The organism is Endobacterium panacihumi, assembly GCF_050847465.1.
GTDB classification, from domain to species: Bacteria; Pseudomonadota; Alphaproteobacteria; order Rhizobiales; family Rhizobiaceae; genus Neorhizobium; species Neorhizobium panacihumi.
This window is the reverse complement of sequence record NZ_JBOZRA010000002.1, coordinates 270,111-287,617: the sequence shown is the minus strand read 5'-3', so window position 1 is coordinate 287,617 and position 17,507 is coordinate 270,111. Positions and strand designations below refer to the sequence as shown.

The 17,507-nt window shown below is 58.6% G+C and carries 20 protein-coding genes; 11 read left to right on the top strand and 9 right to left on the bottom strand.

What is annotated here, in order from left to right; all coding sequences use genetic code 11:
• Positions 1-29: 29 nt before the first annotated feature.
• The gene (locus ACRQ1B_RS13210) at positions 30-806 is read right to left on the bottom strand and encodes a phosphoadenylyl-sulfate reductase (protein ID WP_432294135.1); all 777 of its coding nucleotides are present in this window, start codon (positions 804-806) and stop codon (positions 30-32) included.
• A 479-nt stretch (positions 807-1,285) separates the two neighbouring features.
• Between ACRQ1B_RS13210 and ACRQ1B_RS13205 the strand changes: the two genes are divergently transcribed.
• A complete protein-coding gene (locus tag ACRQ1B_RS13205) occupies positions 1,286-1,741 on the top strand; it encodes an RrF2 family transcriptional regulator (protein WP_432294134.1) in 456 nt (151 codons plus the stop codon).
• A gap of 12 nt (positions 1,742-1,753) precedes the next feature.
• Here the strand turns inward: ACRQ1B_RS13205 and ACRQ1B_RS13200 are convergent, their stop codons facing one another.
• Both ACRQ1B_RS13200 and ACRQ1B_RS13195 read right to left on the bottom strand, forming a co-directional pair.
• Positions 1,754-2,095 (bottom strand): helix-turn-helix domain-containing protein, encoded by a 342-nt coding sequence (locus ACRQ1B_RS13200; RefSeq protein WP_432294133.1) that lies wholly within the window; start codon positions 2,093-2,095, stop codon positions 1,754-1,756.
• Positions 2,092-2,436: a type II toxin-antitoxin system RelE/ParE family toxin gene (locus ACRQ1B_RS13195; RefSeq protein ID WP_432294132.1), complete on the bottom strand. Its 345-nt coding sequence runs from the start codon at positions 2,434-2,436 to the stop codon at positions 2,092-2,094. The genes ACRQ1B_RS13200 and ACRQ1B_RS13195 overlap by 4 nt, the downstream gene beginning before the upstream one ends.
• Positions 2,437-2,765: 329 nt before the next feature.
• Between ACRQ1B_RS13195 and ACRQ1B_RS13190 the strand changes: the two genes are divergently transcribed.
• The 6 genes from ACRQ1B_RS13190 (at position 2,766) to ACRQ1B_RS13165 (ending at position 8,126) form a co-directional block, all read left to right on the top strand.
• Positions 2,766-3,803, top strand: a complete 1,038-nt coding sequence (locus tag ACRQ1B_RS13190; RefSeq protein WP_432294131.1) for a sulfate ABC transporter substrate-binding protein — start codon at positions 2,766-2,768, stop codon at positions 3,801-3,803.
• 101 nt (positions 3,804-3,904) lie between these two features.
• Complete coding sequence (cysT, locus tag ACRQ1B_RS13185) at positions 3,905-4,762, top strand: sulfate ABC transporter permease subunit CysT (RefSeq protein ID WP_432294130.1); 858 nt, start codon at positions 3,905-3,907, stop codon at positions 4,760-4,762.
• Positions 4,749-5,612: a sulfate ABC transporter permease subunit CysW gene (gene cysW, locus ACRQ1B_RS13180; RefSeq protein ID WP_432294129.1), complete on the top strand. Its 864-nt coding sequence runs from the start codon at positions 4,749-4,751 to the stop codon at positions 5,610-5,612. Before cysT ends, cysW begins: the two co-directional genes overlap by 14 nt.
• An 11-nt stretch (positions 5,613-5,623) precedes the next feature.
• Positions 5,624-6,661, top strand: coding sequence for a sulfate/molybdate ABC transporter ATP-binding protein (locus tag ACRQ1B_RS13175; protein WP_432294128.1), 1,038 nt, complete (start codon positions 5,624-5,626; stop codon positions 6,659-6,661).
• A 128-nt stretch (positions 6,662-6,789) separates the two neighbouring features.
• Entirely contained in the window at positions 6,790-7,719 is a 930-nt protein-coding gene (locus ACRQ1B_RS13170) for an alpha/beta hydrolase (protein WP_432294596.1), read from the top strand.
• Positions 7,720-7,889: 170 nt separating this feature from the next.
• Positions 7,890-8,126 (top strand): hypothetical protein, encoded by a 237-nt coding sequence (locus tag ACRQ1B_RS13165; RefSeq protein ID WP_432294127.1) that lies wholly within the window; start codon positions 7,890-7,892, stop codon positions 8,124-8,126.
• Positions 8,127-8,416: 290 nt separating this feature from the next.
• On the opposite strand, the gene ACRQ1B_RS13160 is transcribed toward ACRQ1B_RS13165, so the two are convergent.
• Both ACRQ1B_RS13160 and ACRQ1B_RS13155 read right to left on the bottom strand, forming a co-directional pair.
• A complete protein-coding gene (locus ACRQ1B_RS13160; RefSeq protein WP_432294126.1) occupies positions 8,417-10,144 on the bottom strand; it encodes a flagellin N-terminal helical domain-containing protein in 1,728 nt (575 codons plus the stop codon).
• A gap of 248 nt (positions 10,145-10,392) precedes the next feature.
• Positions 10,393-10,821 (bottom strand): EamA family transporter, encoded by a 429-nt coding sequence (locus ACRQ1B_RS13155; protein WP_432294125.1) that lies wholly within the window; start codon positions 10,819-10,821, stop codon positions 10,393-10,395.
• A gap of 148 nt (positions 10,822-10,969) precedes the next feature.
• Between ACRQ1B_RS13155 and ACRQ1B_RS13150 the strand changes: the two genes are divergently transcribed.
• Positions 10,970-11,251, top strand: coding sequence for a YlcI/YnfO family protein (locus tag ACRQ1B_RS13150; RefSeq protein ID WP_432294124.1), 282 nt, complete (start codon positions 10,970-10,972; stop codon positions 11,249-11,251).
• Complete coding sequence (locus ACRQ1B_RS13145; protein ID WP_432294123.1) at positions 11,248-11,547, top strand: type II toxin-antitoxin system RelE/ParE family toxin; 300 nt, start codon at positions 11,248-11,250, stop codon at positions 11,545-11,547. Before ACRQ1B_RS13150 ends, ACRQ1B_RS13145 begins: the two co-directional genes overlap by 4 nt.
• A gap of 6 nt (positions 11,548-11,553) precedes the next feature.
• Here the strand turns inward: ACRQ1B_RS13145 and betA are convergent, their stop codons facing one another.
• The gene (gene betA, locus ACRQ1B_RS13140; RefSeq protein WP_432294122.1) at positions 11,554-13,203 is read right to left on the bottom strand and encodes a choline dehydrogenase; all 1,650 of its coding nucleotides are present in this window, start codon (positions 13,201-13,203) and stop codon (positions 11,554-11,556) included.
• Between the two features lie 11 nt (positions 13,204-13,214).
• Between betA and ACRQ1B_RS13135 the strand changes: the two genes are divergently transcribed.
• Together ACRQ1B_RS13135 and ACRQ1B_RS13130 are read left to right on the top strand one after the other, a co-directional pair.
• Positions 13,215-13,499: a type II toxin-antitoxin system RelE family toxin gene (locus ACRQ1B_RS13135; protein ID WP_432294121.1), complete on the top strand. Its 285-nt coding sequence runs from the start codon at positions 13,215-13,217 to the stop codon at positions 13,497-13,499.
• Positions 13,500-13,502: 3 nt separating this feature from the next.
• The gene (locus ACRQ1B_RS13130) at positions 13,503-13,865 is read left to right on the top strand and encodes a helix-turn-helix domain-containing protein (RefSeq protein ID WP_432294120.1); all 363 of its coding nucleotides are present in this window, start codon (positions 13,503-13,505) and stop codon (positions 13,863-13,865) included.
• Positions 13,866-13,873: 8 nt separating this feature from the next.
• On the opposite strand, the gene betB is transcribed toward ACRQ1B_RS13130, so the two are convergent.
• Genes betB through betI form a run of 3 tightly spaced genes read right to left on the bottom strand, consistent with a single transcriptional unit; the run spans position 13,874 to position 17,461 of the window.
• Positions 13,874-15,337, bottom strand: coding sequence for a betaine-aldehyde dehydrogenase (gene betB, locus ACRQ1B_RS13125; protein WP_432294119.1), 1,464 nt, complete (start codon positions 15,335-15,337; stop codon positions 13,874-13,876).
• Position 15,338: 1 nt separating this feature from the next.
• Complete coding sequence (betC, locus tag ACRQ1B_RS13120) at positions 15,339-16,862, bottom strand: choline-sulfatase (RefSeq protein WP_432294118.1); 1,524 nt, start codon at positions 16,860-16,862, stop codon at positions 15,339-15,341.
• A complete protein-coding gene (betI, locus tag ACRQ1B_RS13115; protein WP_432294117.1) occupies positions 16,859-17,461 on the bottom strand; it encodes a transcriptional regulator BetI in 603 nt (200 codons plus the stop codon). Before betI ends, betC begins: the two co-directional genes overlap by 4 nt.
• Between the last annotated feature and the right edge of the window lie 46 nt (positions 17,462-17,507).

Here is a 17,507-nt window from a genome sequence, read left to right as displayed (position 1 = left end):
CTACAAACACAAAAGGTTGGCTTTCACCGTCAGCGGACGGGACTTGCCGTGAAACCGGCCTGGGAAACAGGCTGAGCGGCGTTTTCGGTCTGAGCATCAGGCACATGCAGACCGCATTCGCGCTTTTCATCGTTTTCCCACCACCATCGTCCGGCGCGTTCGGGTTCGCCGGGCTTGATGGCGCGGGTACAAGGTTCGCAGCCGATCGAGGGATACCCCCGGCCATGCAGCGGATTGACGGGAATGTCTTCTGCCACCACATGCGCCTTGATGGTGTCTATGTCCCAGTCGGCCAGTGGGTTGACCTTGATGAGGCCACGCTCGGCATCGAATTCCACGAAGGGTGTAGTGGCACGATTTCCGGACTGGCCACGGCGCAGGCCGGTAATCCACACTTCGGCGCCCGAAAGTGCCTTGGCGAGCGGGATCAGCTTTCTGACATGACAGCAGGCATGGCGGGCTTCGACGCTGTCGTAAAAGCCGTTGAGGCCATATTTGGCCGCATAGGCGTCGATATCGTCCTGTTGCGGATGGAAACGATGGATGGTGATGTCGTAGCGTTCTTCCGTCTCGGACATCAGATCGACGGTTTCCTTGAACAGGCGGCCGGTTTCCAGCGTCGAAACATCGATGGGCAGGCGGTGTGTGCCGATTGCAGCCGTTATCACCTGATCCTCTATGCCAAGCGAGGTGGTGAACACCGCACGCCCAAGCGTTGCCGCGAGTGACAGGCGACCGGCAAGGTCCAGATCTTTGAACTGGGTATCGAGAGAGGCAATCTCCGCGGAGGCGGCATGAACTGTCATGGCTTCATTCCGTTTTCAGTGACGGAATTATCCCTGTGCGCCCTGGTGAAAGCCAGAAAAACGGGTTTCAAGCAAAGCCCGCAGGGAGCAAATATCTCTCCAAACGCATAAACGCGGAGAAAACTGGCGCATGAGGCTGAAAATACGGGGGATCGCCGTGTCGTCTCGCAAGTTTGGCCGATGTCGCATGCTGAATTGATTACTGTTCAATTCGCGGCATTATCGGCCTTGGGGTCGGCCGTCCTGGCAATATGTTCACGAAACGCGTCGTCACGTTAATCAACGTCAAGAATATTTACTCGTTGCGACGCGGCATTCGTTTGTAATCGTTCATTATTTGAGCTAGGCACAAGGTGTCGCACGTCAAACGTGTTTTGCGCCGCGCCGGAGTTCTTGAGATCCCCTCCGCGAATTCTCGAAAAAGAGATCCTCCGCGTTTTGCCAATGATGGCAGGGCGTGCGGATATGATGGTCGCGTTATGATATCGCAGAAAGCGAAATATGCGCTGAGAGCGCTGGCCGCACTCGCGCAGGCTCACCCTGAAGAGCCGATGATGATCTCGGAGATCGCCCAGCAGCAGAGCATCCCGAAAAAATTCCTCGAACAGATTTTGCTCGACCTCAAACGTTCGGGCATGGTCGAGAGCCGGCGCGGCAAACAGGGCGGTTATCTTCTGCTGAAGTCCGCTGACGAGATCAGCTTTGGCGAAGTCCTTCGTCTGGTCGATGGGCCGATCGCGCCGCTTCCCTGCCTGTCGCAGACCGCCTATCGCAAATGCGAGGATTGCGACGGCGAACATCTGTGCGAAATTCGTCACGTCTTTGCCCGCGTCGCCGATGCGACGCGCGATGTGCTTTTCAACACCACGATCGCCGATGCGGTTGAGGGGGCGGGATCGACCAAGGCACCGGTCAGGGAACTGCTGACGGCGTGAGCCGACGCTAGGTCAGGGTTTGCTGGGGTGTCTGGCGTATACCTTCGGATCGAAATCGACCCTTTGCGTATTTCCATCGGGAGTTTTGAGGACGAGCTCCACGCTTCCGCCCATCGAGTGCATGTAACGTACGATCGATGAGACCAGCACATCATCCGCGTGCTCGATCTTCGAAACCGTATTTTGAGTCATCGCGGCTTTCTTGGCCACGTCCTGCTGGGTAAGGCCTGTTGCCTTGCGTAGTTCCGCCAGCGCATTTCCCATGCGGCGCGCCTCGCGTTTTGCATCGAGTTTCGCTCTTACGTCCTCCGGCAGTTCTGCGCGCAGATCGTTCCAATCCGTACCGGTCATCATATTCCTAGCCATGAATCAAACCTCGCATCGGCTTTGGTGATCAGCTTTTTGTAAAAGCGCATCTCGTTCATGCCTTGCTTGTCGCCGCCACATAAGATGATGGCAGATTGATCGGGATCGAATGCAAAGGCGAAACGCCAGATTTGTCTGCCAAACCGAATGCGGATCTCCTTCATGTTCGCATGCCTGGAGCCAGTGAGTGTGTCCACCTCCGGCCGACCGAGGAAAGGCCCCTCATCTTGAAGATGGTCGAGAACCTCCCCGGTCATCCCTTTCAAGTCCTTTGGTAGACATTTCCACTCGGAAACAAATTCATCATGGAAAATCACCCGATAAGACACGTCGTCTCCATGTATATCTTCAAAGATATTGAATCAATCGCCTTGGGTCCGTGTTGGGTGTGGTTTCTTATGAGGCAAGGGTCATGCGTAGGATGACGAACTGGGCGGAACAATCATGAAATTCCACAGGGAAAGATGTTTTATCCCCGAACTCCCTTTCCGCCCCACCCCGTTTTCCCAATGCGGGCTTTCTGTCCTTTAGCGCTCTTGGAACGCATTCTTTGCTGTCCCAACCCGCTCAAGCGAAACAGTTTTGCCTTCTTTTTGCCGTGAATTGACTAACTCGACCTGACCGCTAGTGTTTAGACATCGAACACAGGAGAGACCTCATGCTGAATTTTACCGATGGAATTGGAAAGCGACTGCTGGCTGTCGCACTCGGCGTGACATTGGCTGCTGGTAGCATCGCTCCGGCTTTTGCAGCCTCCCAGCTCCTCAACGTGTCCTATGACCCGACCCGCGAGCTCTACAAGGATTTCAACGCCGCCTTCCAGAAACATTGGAAGGCCGAGGGCGGTGATGATGTCACCATCCGCCAGTCGCATGGCGGCTCCGGCGCGCAGGCCCGCTCCGTCATCGATGGTCTCGATGCCGATGTCGTGACGCTGGCGCTCGAGAGCGATATCAACGCCATCCAGAAGACCGGCAAGATCAAGGAAGACTGGCGCACCCGCCTGCCCAACAACGCTTCGCCCTACACCTCGACGATCGTTTTCCTTGTCCGCAAGGGCAATCCGAAGGGCATCAAGAACTGGGGCGACCTCGTGAAGGGCGACGTGCAGATCGTCACGCCGAACCCGAAGACTTCGGGCGGCGCCCGCTGGAACTATCTGGCCGCCTGGGCATGGGCGAATGAGGAGTACAAGGGCGATCAGGACAAGATCAAAGCCTATATCTCCGATCTCTACAAGCGCGCCCCCGTTCTCGATACCGGTGCCCGCGGCTCGACCGTGACCTTCGCACAGCGCCAGATCGGCGACGTTCTGCTGGCCTGGGAAAACGAGGCCTATCTGGCCGGTGAGGAATTCGGCAAGGATGCGTTCGATATCGTCGTGCCGCCGATCTCCATTCTGGCTGAACCGCCGGTTTCCGTTGTCGACAGCGTTGTCGATGCCAAGGGCACCCGCAAGGTAGCGGAAGCCTATCTGAATTATCTCTATTCGGATGAAGGCCAGAACATCGCCGCCAAACATTTTTACCGCCCGTCCAAGCGCGATGTGGTGAAGCCGGAACTCCTGAAGCAGCTGCCAGATATTAAGCTCGTCACCATCGATGACCCGCTGTTCGGCGGCTGGAAGAAGGCGCAGCCCGAGCATTTTGGCGATGGCGGCATCTTCGACCAAATCTACAAGCCCGGCGCCAAGTAAGCGCTTGCCCAACGCCACCAAGTGACACTGACGGCACGGTGCGGTAGTTTGATCCGCACCGTTGCCATGTTGGGCCAGTTTTCTCGAATTCGGAACCACGCATGACCGCATCCGCCACCGCGCCTAGGGCGGGCTGGAGAGTAAAGCAGCCGAGCATTATCCCGGGTTTCGGGTTGACGCTCGGCTTTTCGCTCACCTACCTGTCGCTGATCATTCTCATTCCCATAGCCGGCCTGCTCTGGCGCACGGCCGAACTCGGCTGGTCCGGCTTTTTCGCCATCCTCACCGATGAGCGCACAATCCGCGCGCTTTACGTCTCCTTCGGTACGGCCTTTGCTGCTGCCATCGTCAATGTCGTGTTCGGCACCATTCTCGCCTGGGTGCTCACCCGTTACCGGTTTCCCGGTCGTCGGCTGATCGATGCCATGGTCGACCTGCCCTTTGCGCTGCCCACGGCCGTTGCCGGCATCGCCTTTGCCTCGCTCTATGCGCCGAATGGCTGGGTCGGTTCGCTGTTCATGCCCTTCCGCATCGCGTTTACGCCCTATGGCATCGTCATCGCCCTGATCTTCATCGGCCTGCCCTTCGTGGTGCGCACGGTGCAGCCGATCATGGAAGAGATCGACCGCGAGGTGGAGGAAGCCGCCGCCACGCTTGGCGCCAACCGCTTCCAGACCATCTTTCAGGTCCTGCTGCCGGGGCTGACACCCGCCGTCCTCACCGGTTTTGCGCTCGCCTTCGCCCGTGGCGTCGGCGAATACGGCTCGGTCATCTTCATCGCCGGCAATATTCCATACGTCTCGGAAATCGCGCCGCTGTTGATCGTCATCCGGCTGGAAGAATTCAACTATGCCGGCGCGACCGCGATCGCCACGATCATGCTTCTGATTTCGTTCGCCATGCTTCTGGTCATCAATCTCATTCAGGCCTGGAGCCGCAGGAGGTATGGCAATGTCTGATAACCGCCGCACTTTCCGCAATCCCGCCGACGAAGGTTTCGCCACCAAGCTCGTGCTCGTAGGCCTATCGCTCGTCTTCCTCGCATTCTTTCTGTTCTTGCCGCTCGTGTCCGTTTTCGTCGAAGCGTTTCGCGAAGGCTGGGTCACCTATGAGGAAGCCCTTCTGGAACCCGACGCTTGGGCTGCCATCCAGCTCACACTGACGGTCGCCGCCATCGCCGTGCCGCTCAATCTCGTCTTCGGCCTCTGTGCCGCCTGGGCCATCGCCAAGTTCGAGTTCAAGGGCAAGGCCTTCCTGATCACGCTGATCGATCTGCCATTCTCCATCTCGCCGGTCATTTCCGGCCTCGTCTACGTGCTGCTGTTCGGCACCGGCAGCCTGCTCGGCCCCTGGCTGAAAAGTTACGGCATCGAAATCCTCTTCGCCGTCCCCGGCATCGTGCTCGCCACGGTTTTCGTCACCTTTCCCTTCGTTGCGCGCGAACTCATCCCGCTCATGCAGGATCAGGGCACCGGTGATGAAGAAGCCGCCCTCTCCTTGGGCGCCTCCGGCTGGCAGACGTTTTGGTACGTGACGCTGCCGAACGTGAAATGGGGCCTGCTTTACGGCGTGCTGCTCTGTAACGCCCGTGCCATGGGAGAATTCGGCGCCGTGTCGGTCGTCTCCGGCCGTATTCGGGGCCTCACCAACACCATGCCGCTGCATGTCGAGATCCTTTATAACGAATACAACATGGTCGCAGCCTTCGCCGTGGCCTCGCTGCTCGCCCTTCTGGCGCTCGTCACGCTTGCCCTCAAAACCCTTCTCGAACTTCGGTTCGGTGCCGGCGCCGCCGGCGGCAGACATTAAAGGCCGTTCGCATGGAAGTTCGCATCAACAATATCCGCAAGGAATTCGACCGTTTCGCCGCCCTGAACGATGTCTCGCTGAACATCGCCTCGGGTGAGCTGATCGCGCTGCTCGGCCCTTCCGGCTCGGGCAAGACCACGCTTCTGCGCCTGATCGCCGGTCTCGATTTTCCGACTAACGGCAAGGTTTTCTTCGGAGACGAAGACGCCTCGCACCATTCGGTGCAGGAACGCCATGTCGGTTTCGTGTTCCAGCATTACGCCCTGTTCCGTCATATGACGGTGGCCCAAAATATCGGCTTTGGCCTGAAGGTGCGCCCGTCTTCGAGCCGCCCACCCAAGGCCGAGATCAAAAAACGTGTCGCCGATCTGCTCGACATGGTGCAGCTGTCGGGGCTGGAAAACCGCTATCCGAACCAGCTCTCCGGCGGCCAGCGTCAGCGTGTCGCTCTTGCCCGTGCCATGGCCATCGAACCGCGCATCCTGCTTCTCGACGAACCTTTTGGCGCGCTCGATGCAAAGGTGCGCAAGGAATTGCGCCGCTGGCTGCGCGAGTTTCATGATCGCACCGGCCACACCACCGTTTTCGTCACGCACGATCAGGAGGAGGCGCTGGAGCTGGCCGACCGCGTCGTCGTCATGAGCCAGGGCAAGATCGAACAGGTCGGCTCCGCCGATGATGTTTATGATCGCCCGCAATCGCCTTTCGTCTTCTCCTTCATCGGTGAATCCTCGCATCTGCCGGTCGAGGTGAAGGATGGTACGGTGTTGTTCCAGGGCGAACCGATCGGCCTCTCCGAAGGCGCCAATATCGCCGGCGACCTTTTCTTCCGCCCGGAAGACGTTGAGCTGACCAATGAAGTACACGCGCTCTCCGGCAAGGTTACCGCTTCTCGCCGGCTTGCCGGCACGCGTATTGCCGAGATCGACATCGCCAATAACGGCCATGCACCTTTTCACGTGGAGATCGAGGTGCCTCTGCATGCACCAATCGAACTCGGATCGGAAGCCCGCTTCCGGCCGACGCGCTGGAAAATATTTACCAAATAGACCGGCGGATGTTTTCACCGGGAACCCTCGGTTTTGCCTCACGTTCCAGCCCTGTCGACCAAAAATCGAAGGGCTGGCTCATGCCATTTTTGTCGAAAATCGCTTTGTCGTTCGTCGCCGTTATCGGCATGACGCTGTCGGCCCAAGCCGGCACGATCTCGGATGCGAGCTTTCACAGCAATGCCTTGAACGACAAGCTTGCAGTCAATGTCTACATGCCGGATGGGCAAGCGCCGCAAGGCGGATGGCCGGTCCTTTATCTTCTGCACGGGCATGATGGCGACCAGAACAGTTGGCGCGATCTCGGTGATATCAAAGCGACGCTCGACAGGCTGATCGCGGAAAAGACAATCCGGCCGCTGGTCGTGGTCATGCCGGGCGTCAGCAACAGCTGGTATGTCAATTCCGCTGCCGTCGGCGGGCCGGGTGATTACGAGATCGCTATCACAGCAGACCTGCGCCACCGGATCGAAAACACCATGACCGTGCGGAAAGACCGCGAGGGCAGGTCCATTGCCGGTCTTTCCATGGGCGGTTTCGGCGCATTGCATCTCGCCTATTCGCATGAGGATCTGTATGGCGCGGTGGCGAGCCTATCCGGCGCCATCTGGCAGAATGTGCCGGCATCCGATCTCGATAAAACCCCGGCCGATCTGCGTCTCATTCAGGACAGCGCGTTTTTCCATCAGGTGGACCGCACCACGCTCACCAGCGGCATCGTGCTTCCCTCCACCGGCGATCATTTTTCCGGTGCCTTCGGCACACCCTTTGATGCCCGCCTCTTCAACGAAAAGAACATCTTTACGCTGGTTGCGCAGAACATCGCCGAGCAGGCGGATCTGCCGGCAACCTTCGTCACCTGCGGCGATGACGATGGCTTCTTCCTCTGGCGCGGTGCGGTCGCCCTGCATGAAACCCTGCAGGCAGGTGGTCGTAAATCCGAATTGCGCATCACCGATGGCGATCACGTCTGGTCACTGTGGAAACTGACGATCGTCGATGCTTTGCGGTTCATCGATGGCCGGTGGGATAAAAAGCAAGCCGTCGCGCAGGATTGAGGTTCGGGTCGGCTGGCACGCGCACACGCCAGGCGCGTAAGCTTCGGTAAATCAAGCTTTGCTAAAGAATAGCCTGTTCCATCGTCACAAGCAGGCTTTCTACCGTGCCACAAGCCTACAAGTCCGAAACCTCCCCGGTATCCCGGCCGATACGCCGTGATGATCCGCGCTTGGCCGTCACGGGCGCCCCGGATCGCAGCCTTCTTCTGTTTTTCGCGTTGCTGGCGGTCACCGCCTTTTTGGCCACCATGCTGCTGGTGGAAAACAACCTGTTCGTGCTCGGCTGGCAGAGGCTGTTGTTGCTCATGCCCAATGTCAACAATGAGGTCCATTTCGCAACGGTTGTTTTCTCAGCGGCTGGAAAGGCAGCCGCCGAGAAAACACCGAAGACCTGCAGGCTTCGATAGCGGCCTGTCAGGCTCTAGAGCGGTTCATTGTTAAATGGAACCAGTTCTGTTGGCTCAAACGGAGTCGGATGGCCGTCCGGCAGGCGCGTGTCGTAGCCAAAGCATACGGCCAAGCCGGCCGGACGACCAGGCGGCCCGTTTCAGCCAACCCCGTAGGGGCCGGGCATCTTTCCGCCGGGATCAGTGGCGATCGGCTCGCACGTACACGCGTGGTATGCGCTTCGCCGATCGCCACTGCCCCGACGAAAACCTGCTCCGGCAGAACTGTTTCCATTTAACAATGAACCGCTCTAGTTGAACAGCTGCAAGAGGCCCTGGCTGTTCGAATTGGCGATGGAAAGCGATTGCATGGCGAGCTGCTGCTGCGTCTGCAGCGCTTTCAGGCGGGTCGATTCCCAATCCATGTCGGCATCCACCAGCTTTCCGATGCCGGAATCGATCGTATCCATCAGGTCCATGGCAAAATCGTTCTGCATGTCGATGCGCGTTTTCAGGGAGCCAAGATCCGCCGCGGACCCGATCGAGAGGTTGAGCATATGCTCGACGCCCTTGATGTATTCGTTGAGGTCGTAGGTATCTGTTGTGATGTCGATTTCGTCGAGATCGTATTTCAGCGACCAGCCTTCGCTCGAGACGATGTCGGTGATGTTGAACACCGCAGCCAGGCCGCCATAACCGGGATAGAAATCCTGATTGGGGGTAAAGGTCAGGTCCGATCCGGAGACCCTGATTTCCACCCCCTGATCGGTCATGCCGGTATCATCGATCGCATACCGAATGACCTGTGCCAGTTCGTCGGCGGAATTGACCTGCCCCGAGTTGATGTCGAGTGCGGAATTGACCGTCGCTTCGGTGATCCTCACCGGAACCGGATTATTGGCGTTCATTTGAAAGACAAAGGAAAGATCGAGGCCGCTGGCCAGGGTGAACGGCCCGTTGAACGATGTCGTCGAGCTTTCGTAGAGATTGTCGTAGTTGTTGTATGGCGTATCCGACAGGCCCATCGAACTGGTGCCCAACATGACGGTGCTGACGTTTTCCAGATAGATACTGGAGCCGACAAGGCCGGAGGTTTCGCGCGTCGCGATCGTGTAGGTGCCGGGAAAATGCGAGAGATACTGGTTCGGCGGGTTGGCCTTGTAGGGATCGGTGGAAGAGACGTCGACCTGAGCGCCCGCATTGGCAAATACGTATTCGAGAACCTGCTCCCACTGACCGGGGGTGGAGATGGTGTCGCTGCCGATCGCAGCGTTTACCGCCGCCTGATCAATGGTGATGTCGTGAACCTGTCCGGTCGCTTCCTCCGGGCTGCGGTCGACAACCAGCCGGAATGACAGCGCGCTGCCGGCAACGAACGTCGCGGGCGCAGACAGGGTATGTGTTTGGCTGCCACGCGGGCGAAAATTGTCATGGACCATCGCCGGCAGTTCATTGAAGATCGGAGGCGGGTCTTTCTGCAGCAAGCCACCGCCTTCGGTGTTGAACATGCTGGAGGTCTTCAGGTCCAGCTTGATCGTGTCCAGGGAGACCGATCCGCTGCGTGAACGACTGAAGGAAGAGATCAGGTTTTCCGTCAGTGCCGGTGATTGCGCAAGGTGCGCCGGTACGTCACTGACAAGCCAGTTCCGGCCGTTGAAACTCGCCGAGTCGGCAATGCTTCTGGCCTGCCCGGCAAGCTGGGTGATTTCCTTTTGCACCTTGGCCCTGTCCACGCCCGGTTCGGAGGCTGCCACAAGCTTTGCCTTCACGTCGGAAACGATGTCGACGATCGCACGCGTCGCCGTATAGGCCGTATCGGCCATGGCGGCGCTCAGCCCCAGTGCATCGGAAACGGCGGACACGGTCTTGTTGTCGGAACGCATGGTCGTCGAGATCGACCAGTAGGCGGCATTCTCGGATGCCTGCGCAATACGCAGCCCGCTGGAAATGTGGTTCTGAGCCTGATTGAGTTCACCGCCAACCGACCGCAAAGTCTGGAGCGCTGCAATGGCGGCCGTATTCGTCAAAATGCTCGTCATCAGAAATCCACTGGAAATAACGTGTCGACGCCTTGGTTCGCAGAAAACGAACCAATCACAGATGGTATGCAGATGGTTAAAATTTCACATAAATTTACATGTAAAAAATATAGTTTACAGAAAAATGCGATAGTATATCGTAAAAAATCATGAGGTTGATGGAGTTTTATTTGAGGAAATTGAGGGCGAAGCTACTTTTGTAGAAGTCCAATTGTTCTGCAATTTTTGTTTTCTTCGATGGTGGCAATTCAGCCGCGATAGGCCACCAGAACTGCGCCGGCGGCGATAAAGCAAACACCAAGCCAGTTGGGAAGCGACAGTTTTTCACCGAGAAACGTCGCACCGAATACCGCGACCAGCACCACACTCATCTTGTCGATCGGTGCAACGCGAGCCGCATCTCCGAGTTTCAGCGCGCGAAAATAGCAAAGCCAGGAGGCTCCGGTCGCCAGACCGGACAGGACCAGAAAGATCCATGTCTTGGTCGAGATCGTATTGATCGGTTGCCAGCCGCCGATGATCGACAGGATCGCCGCCAGCACCACGAGAATGACGATGGTGCGGATGAAGGTGGCGAAATCGGAATTGATGTTTTCAATCCCGACCTTGGCGAAAACGGCTGTCAGCGCGGCGAAGATGGCAGACATGACGGCCCAGAATTGCCAGCTCAGAAGCATCGGATATTCCCTGTTCGAATCGTGTTCTCCCGCAAGGACCGTAGCGCAGGGCGATAACGGCAGTAAGGGGCGACGCGTCCCTCATTGTTGACCTCATGCGCTGCCAGTGCGATCATGCATCGCAATTGCAACGCATGAGGTGATGCCGATGAAAACCGCGACCCTTCCATCGCTCCGCGTCGACCCGGAACTGCGCGCTGCTGCCGAAAGCGTGCTGAAGGAGGGGGAGACGCTGTCCGCCTTCGTCGAAGCCTCGGTGAAGCAGCAGGTGCATTTTCGAAAGACGCAGGCGGAGTTTATTGCGCGGGGGTTGGCGTCACTGGCTGAGGCAGACCGGACGGGCGTATATTATAGTTCGGAAGACGTGCATGCCATGCTGCGCGAAAAGCTGGAAAAAGCCAGAAAACAAAGGGCTGCGCAGGGGAAATGACATTCCGGCTCAGATATACGGCGGAGTTTTACGAGGATTTGGATCGAATAACCGATTTCCTCATCGACCACGATCCGGATCTGGCTGAGCGTGCGATCATCGCCATCGATAAGGCTTTGACCATCCTTGAGGATTTTCCCCTCATTGCCCGAGCGGTATCCGCCGATCAACCGATGCTGCGCGAACTGGTCATCCCGTTTGGGTCATCCGGTTACGTCGTCCTGTTTCGGATCGACGGCAAGGATGCAATATCCGTTGCCGCCATCCGCCACCAGCGCGAAGACGATTATCACTGAACGAGATCACCGGTCGCTGGCCCCAGCCCGCGGATTGACCCAGGGCTCCTGATTGCTGCGCGGCAGCGGCGTTTTTCCAAGAATATGATCCGCCGCCTTCTCCCCGGTCATGATCGACGGGCCGTTGAGATTGCCATAGGTCACATGCGGAAAGATCGATGAATCCGCCACCCGCAGGCCCTCGACGCCGATCACCCGGCATTCCGGATCGACCACCGCCGTCGGGTCATCTGCACGGCCCATCCGGCAGGTGCCGCAGGGGTGGTATGCGCTTTCCAGATGTTCGCGCAGGAAGGTATCGATCTCCGCGTCCGACTGTACCGCCTCGCCCGGCTGGATTTCCGGGCCGCGATAATCGTCGAACGCCTTTTGCGCGAAGATTTCGCGGGTCAGGCGCACGCAATGGCGGAACTTTTCCCAGTCGTCCGGATGGCTCATATAGTTGAAGCGGATGACCGGATCGTCCTTCGGAGCGGGGGAACGCAGGGTCACGTTGCCACGCGATTTCGACAGATTGTAGCCGACATGGACCTGAAAGCCGTGGCTTTTCGCGGCCGCCTTACCGTCATAGGAAATCGCCACCGGCAGAAAATGGAACTGGATATCCGGCTGCTTCACTCCTGGGGCAGAGCGCAGGAACGCACAGGCCTCGAACTGGTTGGAGGCACCAAGCCCGCCCTTGGTCATCAGCCACTGCGCACCCGCCACACCCTGCCAGAACCATGGCAGCCAAGAATAAAGCGAGACCGGTTTTGTGGAAACCTGCTGGAAATAGAATTCCATATGGTCCTGCAGATTGGCACCGACGCCCGGCCGGTCCACCTTCACCTCGATGCCCATCTCTTTCAGATGTGCGGCCGGTCCGATGCCCGACAGCATCAGCAATTTTGGCGAGTTGAACGAGGAGGCGGCAACGATCACCTCGCGGTTCGCCCTGATCACCTCCGTCTTCCCACGTCGAGAAATCTCGACACCGATGGCGCAGCCGTTCTCGATCACCACCTTGTTGGCAAAGCCATAGACGATTTCCACATTCGGTCGTTTCATTGCCGGGCGCAGATAGGCATTGGCGGCGGACCAGCGACGACCATTGTGAATGGTCTGCTCCATCAGCCCAAAACCTTCCTGTTTCGAGCCGTTATAGTCATCCGTCGTTTCGAAACCGGCCTCAGCGCCCGCCTTGATGAAGGCATGAAACAGCGGGTTGGTCACCGGTCCACGGCGCACATGCAAGGGGCCATCGGTGCCGCGCCATCCGGGCTCGCCACCATTGGAGGTTTCCATGCGCTTGAAATAGGGCAGCACATCCGCATAGGCCCAGCCGGAGGCGCCAAGCTCCTCCCAGCGGTTGTAGTCCTCGGCATGGCCGCGCACGTAAACAAGACCGTTGATGGAGGACGAACCGCCCAGAACCTTTCCACGCGGCGCAGTGATGCGGCGGTTATTGAGGTGCGGCTCGGGCTCGGACAAGTAACCCCAGTTGTAGCGTTTCATGCTCATCGGCCATGCCAGCGCCCCCGGCATCTGGATGAACGGCCCGATATCCGACCCACCGGCCTCAATGACGATGACCGAATGTTTGCCGTCCTCCGACAGACGGTAAGCCATGGCGGAACCCGCCGAACCGGAACCGATGATGACGAAATCTGCCTGCATGTTTTCAATCCATGGTTGAGTCAATTATAGCTTCTGGCTATATTGATGGGATGAAGCCGGTTCAGTATTCTCATGTCGCGCAGAAGAGCCTGAACCGGATGCAGCCGAAACGCCGGGCTGCCATCAGGGCTAAGGTTGATGCGTTCGCGTGCGGCGAAAGGGTCGATCTCAAAAAGCTGTCGGGCAGCGCGCTTGTTCGCATTCGGGTCGGCACTGACAGAGTTATCATCGATGAAAAGGCCAACCTTGTCGTAGTGGTCGATGTCGGCCCCAGAGGCGGTATCTATAAGGAGTGAATGATGGGTGCCTTCAACCGAACCGTCATCGATGGCAAGCCGTTCGTTCTCGTCCCCGAAGAGGAATTTGAGGACATGATGGACGTCATCATGGCAAAGGAAATCATGGCTCGCATCGAGGCTGGTGAGGAAACATGGCCCGCCGAACTTGTCTATGAATTGTTCGACACTGACAGCCGCATCCGCACCTATCGCAATTACCGCAAGCTGAGCATCGCCGAACTCGCCGAGGCCGCCAACATCACTGAGCCCACCCTGTCCGACATCGAAACCGGCGAGAAGACCGGTTCCGTCGATGAGCTGAAGCGCATCGCAGCAGCCCTCAAGGTCGATCTCGATGATCTCGTTGTTGATTTGGTGGGCTGACACCATCGTCAATACGGTGCCTCGACCTTGCCCATGCCGACATACACCGTCTTCAGCTCGGAATAATGCTCCAGCGCGGCGAGCGAGTTTTCGCGTCCGAAACCGGACTGCTTTGATCCGCCGAAGGGAATTTCCACCGGGCAGAGATTGTAGGTGTTGATCCACAAGGTGCCGGCATCCAGCTGATCGACCACCCGGTGACCGCGTGAAAGGTTGGCGGTGAACACACCCGCTGCCAGACCGAATTCCGTCGTGTTGGCGCGGGCAATCACCTCGGCTTCGTCGTCGAAATCGAGCACGCACATGACCGGCCCAAAGATTTCCTCGCGGGCGATCGTCATATCGTCGGTCACATCGGCAAACACGGTCGGCTGGATGTAATAACCTTCACCGGTCACATGGTTCGGCAGGCCGCCGCCGGTGATGAGCGTCGCGCCCTCGGCCTTGCCCTTGTCGATATAGGAGAGCACTTTCTGGCGCTGGTCGAAGGAGATCAGCGGCCCCATCTGCGTCGCTTCGTCCAGCGGCTCGCCGATCACGATGTTTTCGGTACGTGCCTTCAGTTTTTCCAGAAATTCCTGCTTGATGCCGCGCTGCACGAAGACGCGCGTGCCATTGGAGCACACCTGACCGGTCGAATAAAAATTGCCGAGCATGGCGCCACCGACAGCCGAGTCCAGATCGGCATCATCGAACACGATCAGCGGCGATTTCCCGCCAAGTTCCATCGTCACGTGTTTGAGATTGCCGGCAGCAACTGCCGCCACTTTTCGCCCGGTCGGCACGGATCCGGTCAACGAAACCTTGGCCACGTCCGGATGCTGCACCAGCAGAGGACCGGTCGAACGGTCACCCTGAATGACGTTGAACAAACCCTTGGGCAGTCCGGCTTCAATGAGAATTTCGGCAATCTTCAAGGCACCGAGCGGGGTGTTTTCGGACGGCTTGAACACCATGGCATTGCCGGCGGCGAGCGCCGGTGCCGCCTTCCAGCAGGCGATCTGCTGGGGATAGTTCCAGGCGCCTATGCCGACGCAGACGCCGAGCGGAACACGTTTGGTATAGGCAAAATCACCGCCCAGCGGAATGTAATCGCCATTCAGCCCGGCCGCGATGACACCGCCGAAAAATTCAAAGCTGTCGGCACCCGAGGTCGGGTCGGCCACAATCGTTTCCTGAATGGGCTTGCCGGTATCGAGCGTTTCGAGTTCCGAAAGTTCGCGATTGCGCTCGCGCATGATGTCGGCGGCACGGCGGAGGATGCGGCCACGGGCAGTGGGGCTCAGAGCCGCCCATTCCGGCTGCGCGCGTTTGGCCGCCGCGACCGCCTGTTCGACGATGGCCGGCGTTGCGGCATGCAGCCGGGCAATCACCTCGCCTGTTGCCGGGTAAAGGCTATCGAAGGCGGTGCCTTCGGTGTCTTCGACATATTCGCCATCGATGAAGTGGCTGGCAGTCGGTTGTGCGCGCATATTATTCTCCCCGCGGGTAACGCTTGGATTCTTCGAGATTGTCGAGGTTCATGTGGTTGCGCATGTAGCGCTCGGATGCCTTTTGCAGCGGCTGGTGATCCCAAGGGTAATAAGCGCCGTTGCGCAGCGCCTCATAAACCACCCAGCGACGCGCCTGGCTTTCGCGCACGGCGGCGTCGAAGGCGCCCATGTCCCAGCGCTCCTCGCGCTTCTTTCGAAACATGGCCACCACCTCGGCAAATTCCGGATTTTCCGCGAGGTTGTTCAGCTCCTGCGGGTCGCTGTCGAGATCGAAAAGCTGGTCCGGGTCGAGCGTGCAGTGGATGTATTTCCACTGGCCCTCGCGAATGGCCACCAGCGGCGCATAGGACGCCTCGGCGGCATATTCCATCAGCACCGGCGTGGTGCGCACGCCACCATCGATCACCGGTTTCAGGCTCTCGCCATCGGTCCATGGCTCGATCTCATCCATGGAAATACCGGCGAGATCGCACAAGGTCGGCGTCACGTCGAGATTGGAGACCGGCACGGTATGCAGGCCGGGCGTCACGCCGGGACCCGCAATCATCAGCGGTACGCGCGCAGACCCTTCAAAGAAGTTCATCTTGAACCACAGGCCTCGCTCGCCCAGCATGTCGCCATGGTCGGAGCAGAACAGGATCAGCGTATCGTCCAGCTGGCGGGTGCGCGTCAGCGTGTCGATCAGTTCACCCACCTTCTCGTCGAGATAGGAAATATTGGCAAAATAGCTTTGACGCGAGCGACGGATGTTTTCCTCGGTGATATCGAAGCTCGCATAGTCGCAGGATTTGAGGATGCGCTGCGAATGCGGATCCTGCTCCTCCAGCATTCCCACGTCCGGCATCAGGTGCGGGCAGTCCTCATACAGATCCCAGAATTTTTTGCGCGCTACGTACGGATCGTGTGGATGGGTGAAGGATACGGTGAGCGCCCACGGCCGGCGGTCGTCATCGTCGCGTTCGCGGGAAAGCTGAAAAATTTTCTGGTTGGCGAGGAAGGCGACTTCGTCGTCATATTCCATCTGGTTGGTAATCTCGGCCACGCCCGCGCCGGTCACCGAACCCATATTGTGATACCACCAGTCGATGCGTTCGCCCGGCTTGCGGTAATCCGGCGTCCAGCCGAAATCGGCCGGATAAATGTCGGTGGTCAGGCGTTCCTCGAACCCATGCATCTGGTCCGGCCCGACAAAATGCATCTTTCCGGAAAGTGCCGTGTAATAACCGGCGCGGCGCAGATGGTGCGCATAGGTCGGGATCGAAGACACGTATTCGGCGGCGTTGTCGTAAACCCGCGTGCGGCTCGGCAATTGCCCTGCCATGAAGGAGGCGCGGGCGGGCGCGCAAAGCGGTGAGGACGTGTAATTGTTGCGGAAACGGGCCGAACGCGCCGCCAGCGCCTTCATATGCGGCGCATGCAGAAAATCGGCCGGACCATCCGGGAAAAACGTCCCGTTCAGCTGGTCGACCATGATGATGAGAATGTTCGGGCGGGTCTGGCTCACGGCGTTTGGGTGTCCTTCAGAAAGGGCTTGAGCTGCATGTCGAGATAATCTTCGGTCAGCCTGATCGGCGCTTCGTTTCCAAGGGCTGAGGCGTTCAGGCTCTGGCGGATATACAGGCCATCGATCATCGCCGCCACGCCCTCGGCGATCCTTGCCGCATCATCAGGCGGACACAGCTGTTTCAGCGCATGGAGAAGATTGGAGCGCAGCCGCCGCGTATAGATGATCAGCAGGCGCCGCACCGCGTCGGACCGTTGCGCCTCCACATAAAAGGCCAGCCACGCCGCCACCGTCTCGGCATCGAACTGGTCGGCATGAAACGACACGCGGATCACCGCCGACAGTCTTTTGCGCGCGCTGTCCGTGCCTCGAAGCGCCGTGATCAGATCGGCGCGCAGCCGCGCCAGCAGGCTCTGGATGGTGGCGATCACCAGCTGCTGCTTGCTGCCGAAATAATGATGCGCCAGCGCCGCCGAAACGCCTGCCTCGCGGGCGATCTCGGACATGGTCACATCCAGCGAACCATGGCTGCCGATCGTGCGCAACGCGGCATCCACCAGCGCCTTGCGGCGTAACGGTTCCATCCCGATGCGTGGCATGTGGCTCCCCTGTTTTGCGGAAAGTCTATTTTTGATTGAGTGATCA

Excerpts from the sequence above, each read along its gene's own strand:
- ACRQ1B_RS13205 (WP_432294134.1), top strand. The coding sequence starts at position 1,286 with ATGATATCGCAGAAAGCGAAATATGCGCTGAGAGCGCTGGCCGCACTC.
- ACRQ1B_RS13135 (WP_432294121.1), top strand. The coding sequence starts at position 13,215 with ATGGTTGAGTCAATTATAGCTTCTGGCTATATTGATGGGATGAAGCCG.
- ACRQ1B_RS13160 (WP_432294126.1), bottom strand. The coding sequence starts at position 10,144 with ATGACGAGCATTTTGACGAATACGGCCGCCATTGCAGCGCTCCAGACT.
- cysW (WP_432294129.1), top strand. The coding sequence starts at position 4,749 with ATGGCAATGTCTGATAACCGCCGCACTTTCCGCAATCCCGCCGACGAA.
- cysT (WP_432294130.1), top strand. The coding sequence starts at position 3,905 with ATGACCGCATCCGCCACCGCGCCTAGGGCGGGCTGGAGAGTAAAGCAG.
- ACRQ1B_RS13150 (WP_432294124.1), top strand. The coding sequence starts at position 10,970 with ATGAAAACCGCGACCCTTCCATCGCTCCGCGTCGACCCGGAACTGCGC.
- ACRQ1B_RS13155 (WP_432294125.1), bottom strand. The coding sequence starts at position 10,821 with ATGCTTCTGAGCTGGCAATTCTGGGCCGTCATGTCTGCCATCTTCGCC.
- ACRQ1B_RS13130 (WP_432294120.1), top strand. The coding sequence starts at position 13,503 with ATGGGTGCCTTCAACCGAACCGTCATCGATGGCAAGCCGTTCGTTCTC.
- betA (WP_432294122.1), bottom strand. The coding sequence starts at position 13,203 with ATGCAGGCAGATTTCGTCATCATCGGTTCCGGTTCGGCGGGTTCCGCC.
- ACRQ1B_RS13190 (WP_432294131.1), top strand. The coding sequence starts at position 2,766 with ATGCTGAATTTTACCGATGGAATTGGAAAGCGACTGCTGGCTGTCGCA.
- ACRQ1B_RS13145 (WP_432294123.1), top strand. The coding sequence starts at position 11,248 with ATGACATTCCGGCTCAGATATACGGCGGAGTTTTACGAGGATTTGGAT.
- ACRQ1B_RS13175 (WP_432294128.1), top strand. The coding sequence starts at position 5,624 with ATGGAAGTTCGCATCAACAATATCCGCAAGGAATTCGACCGTTTCGCC.
- betI (WP_432294117.1), bottom strand. The coding sequence starts at position 17,461 with ATGCCACGCATCGGGATGGAACCGTTACGCCGCAAGGCGCTGGTGGAT.
- ACRQ1B_RS13200 (WP_432294133.1), bottom strand. The coding sequence starts at position 2,095 with ATGATGACCGGTACGGATTGGAACGATCTGCGCGCAGAACTGCCGGAG.
- betB (WP_432294119.1), bottom strand. The coding sequence starts at position 15,337 with ATGCGCGCACAACCGACTGCCAGCCACTTCATCGATGGCGAATATGTC.
- ACRQ1B_RS13170 (WP_432294596.1), top strand. The coding sequence starts at position 6,790 with ATGACGCTGTCGGCCCAAGCCGGCACGATCTCGGATGCGAGCTTTCAC.
- ACRQ1B_RS13210 (WP_432294135.1), bottom strand. The coding sequence starts at position 806 with ATGACAGTTCATGCCGCCTCCGCGGAGATTGCCTCTCTCGATACCCAG.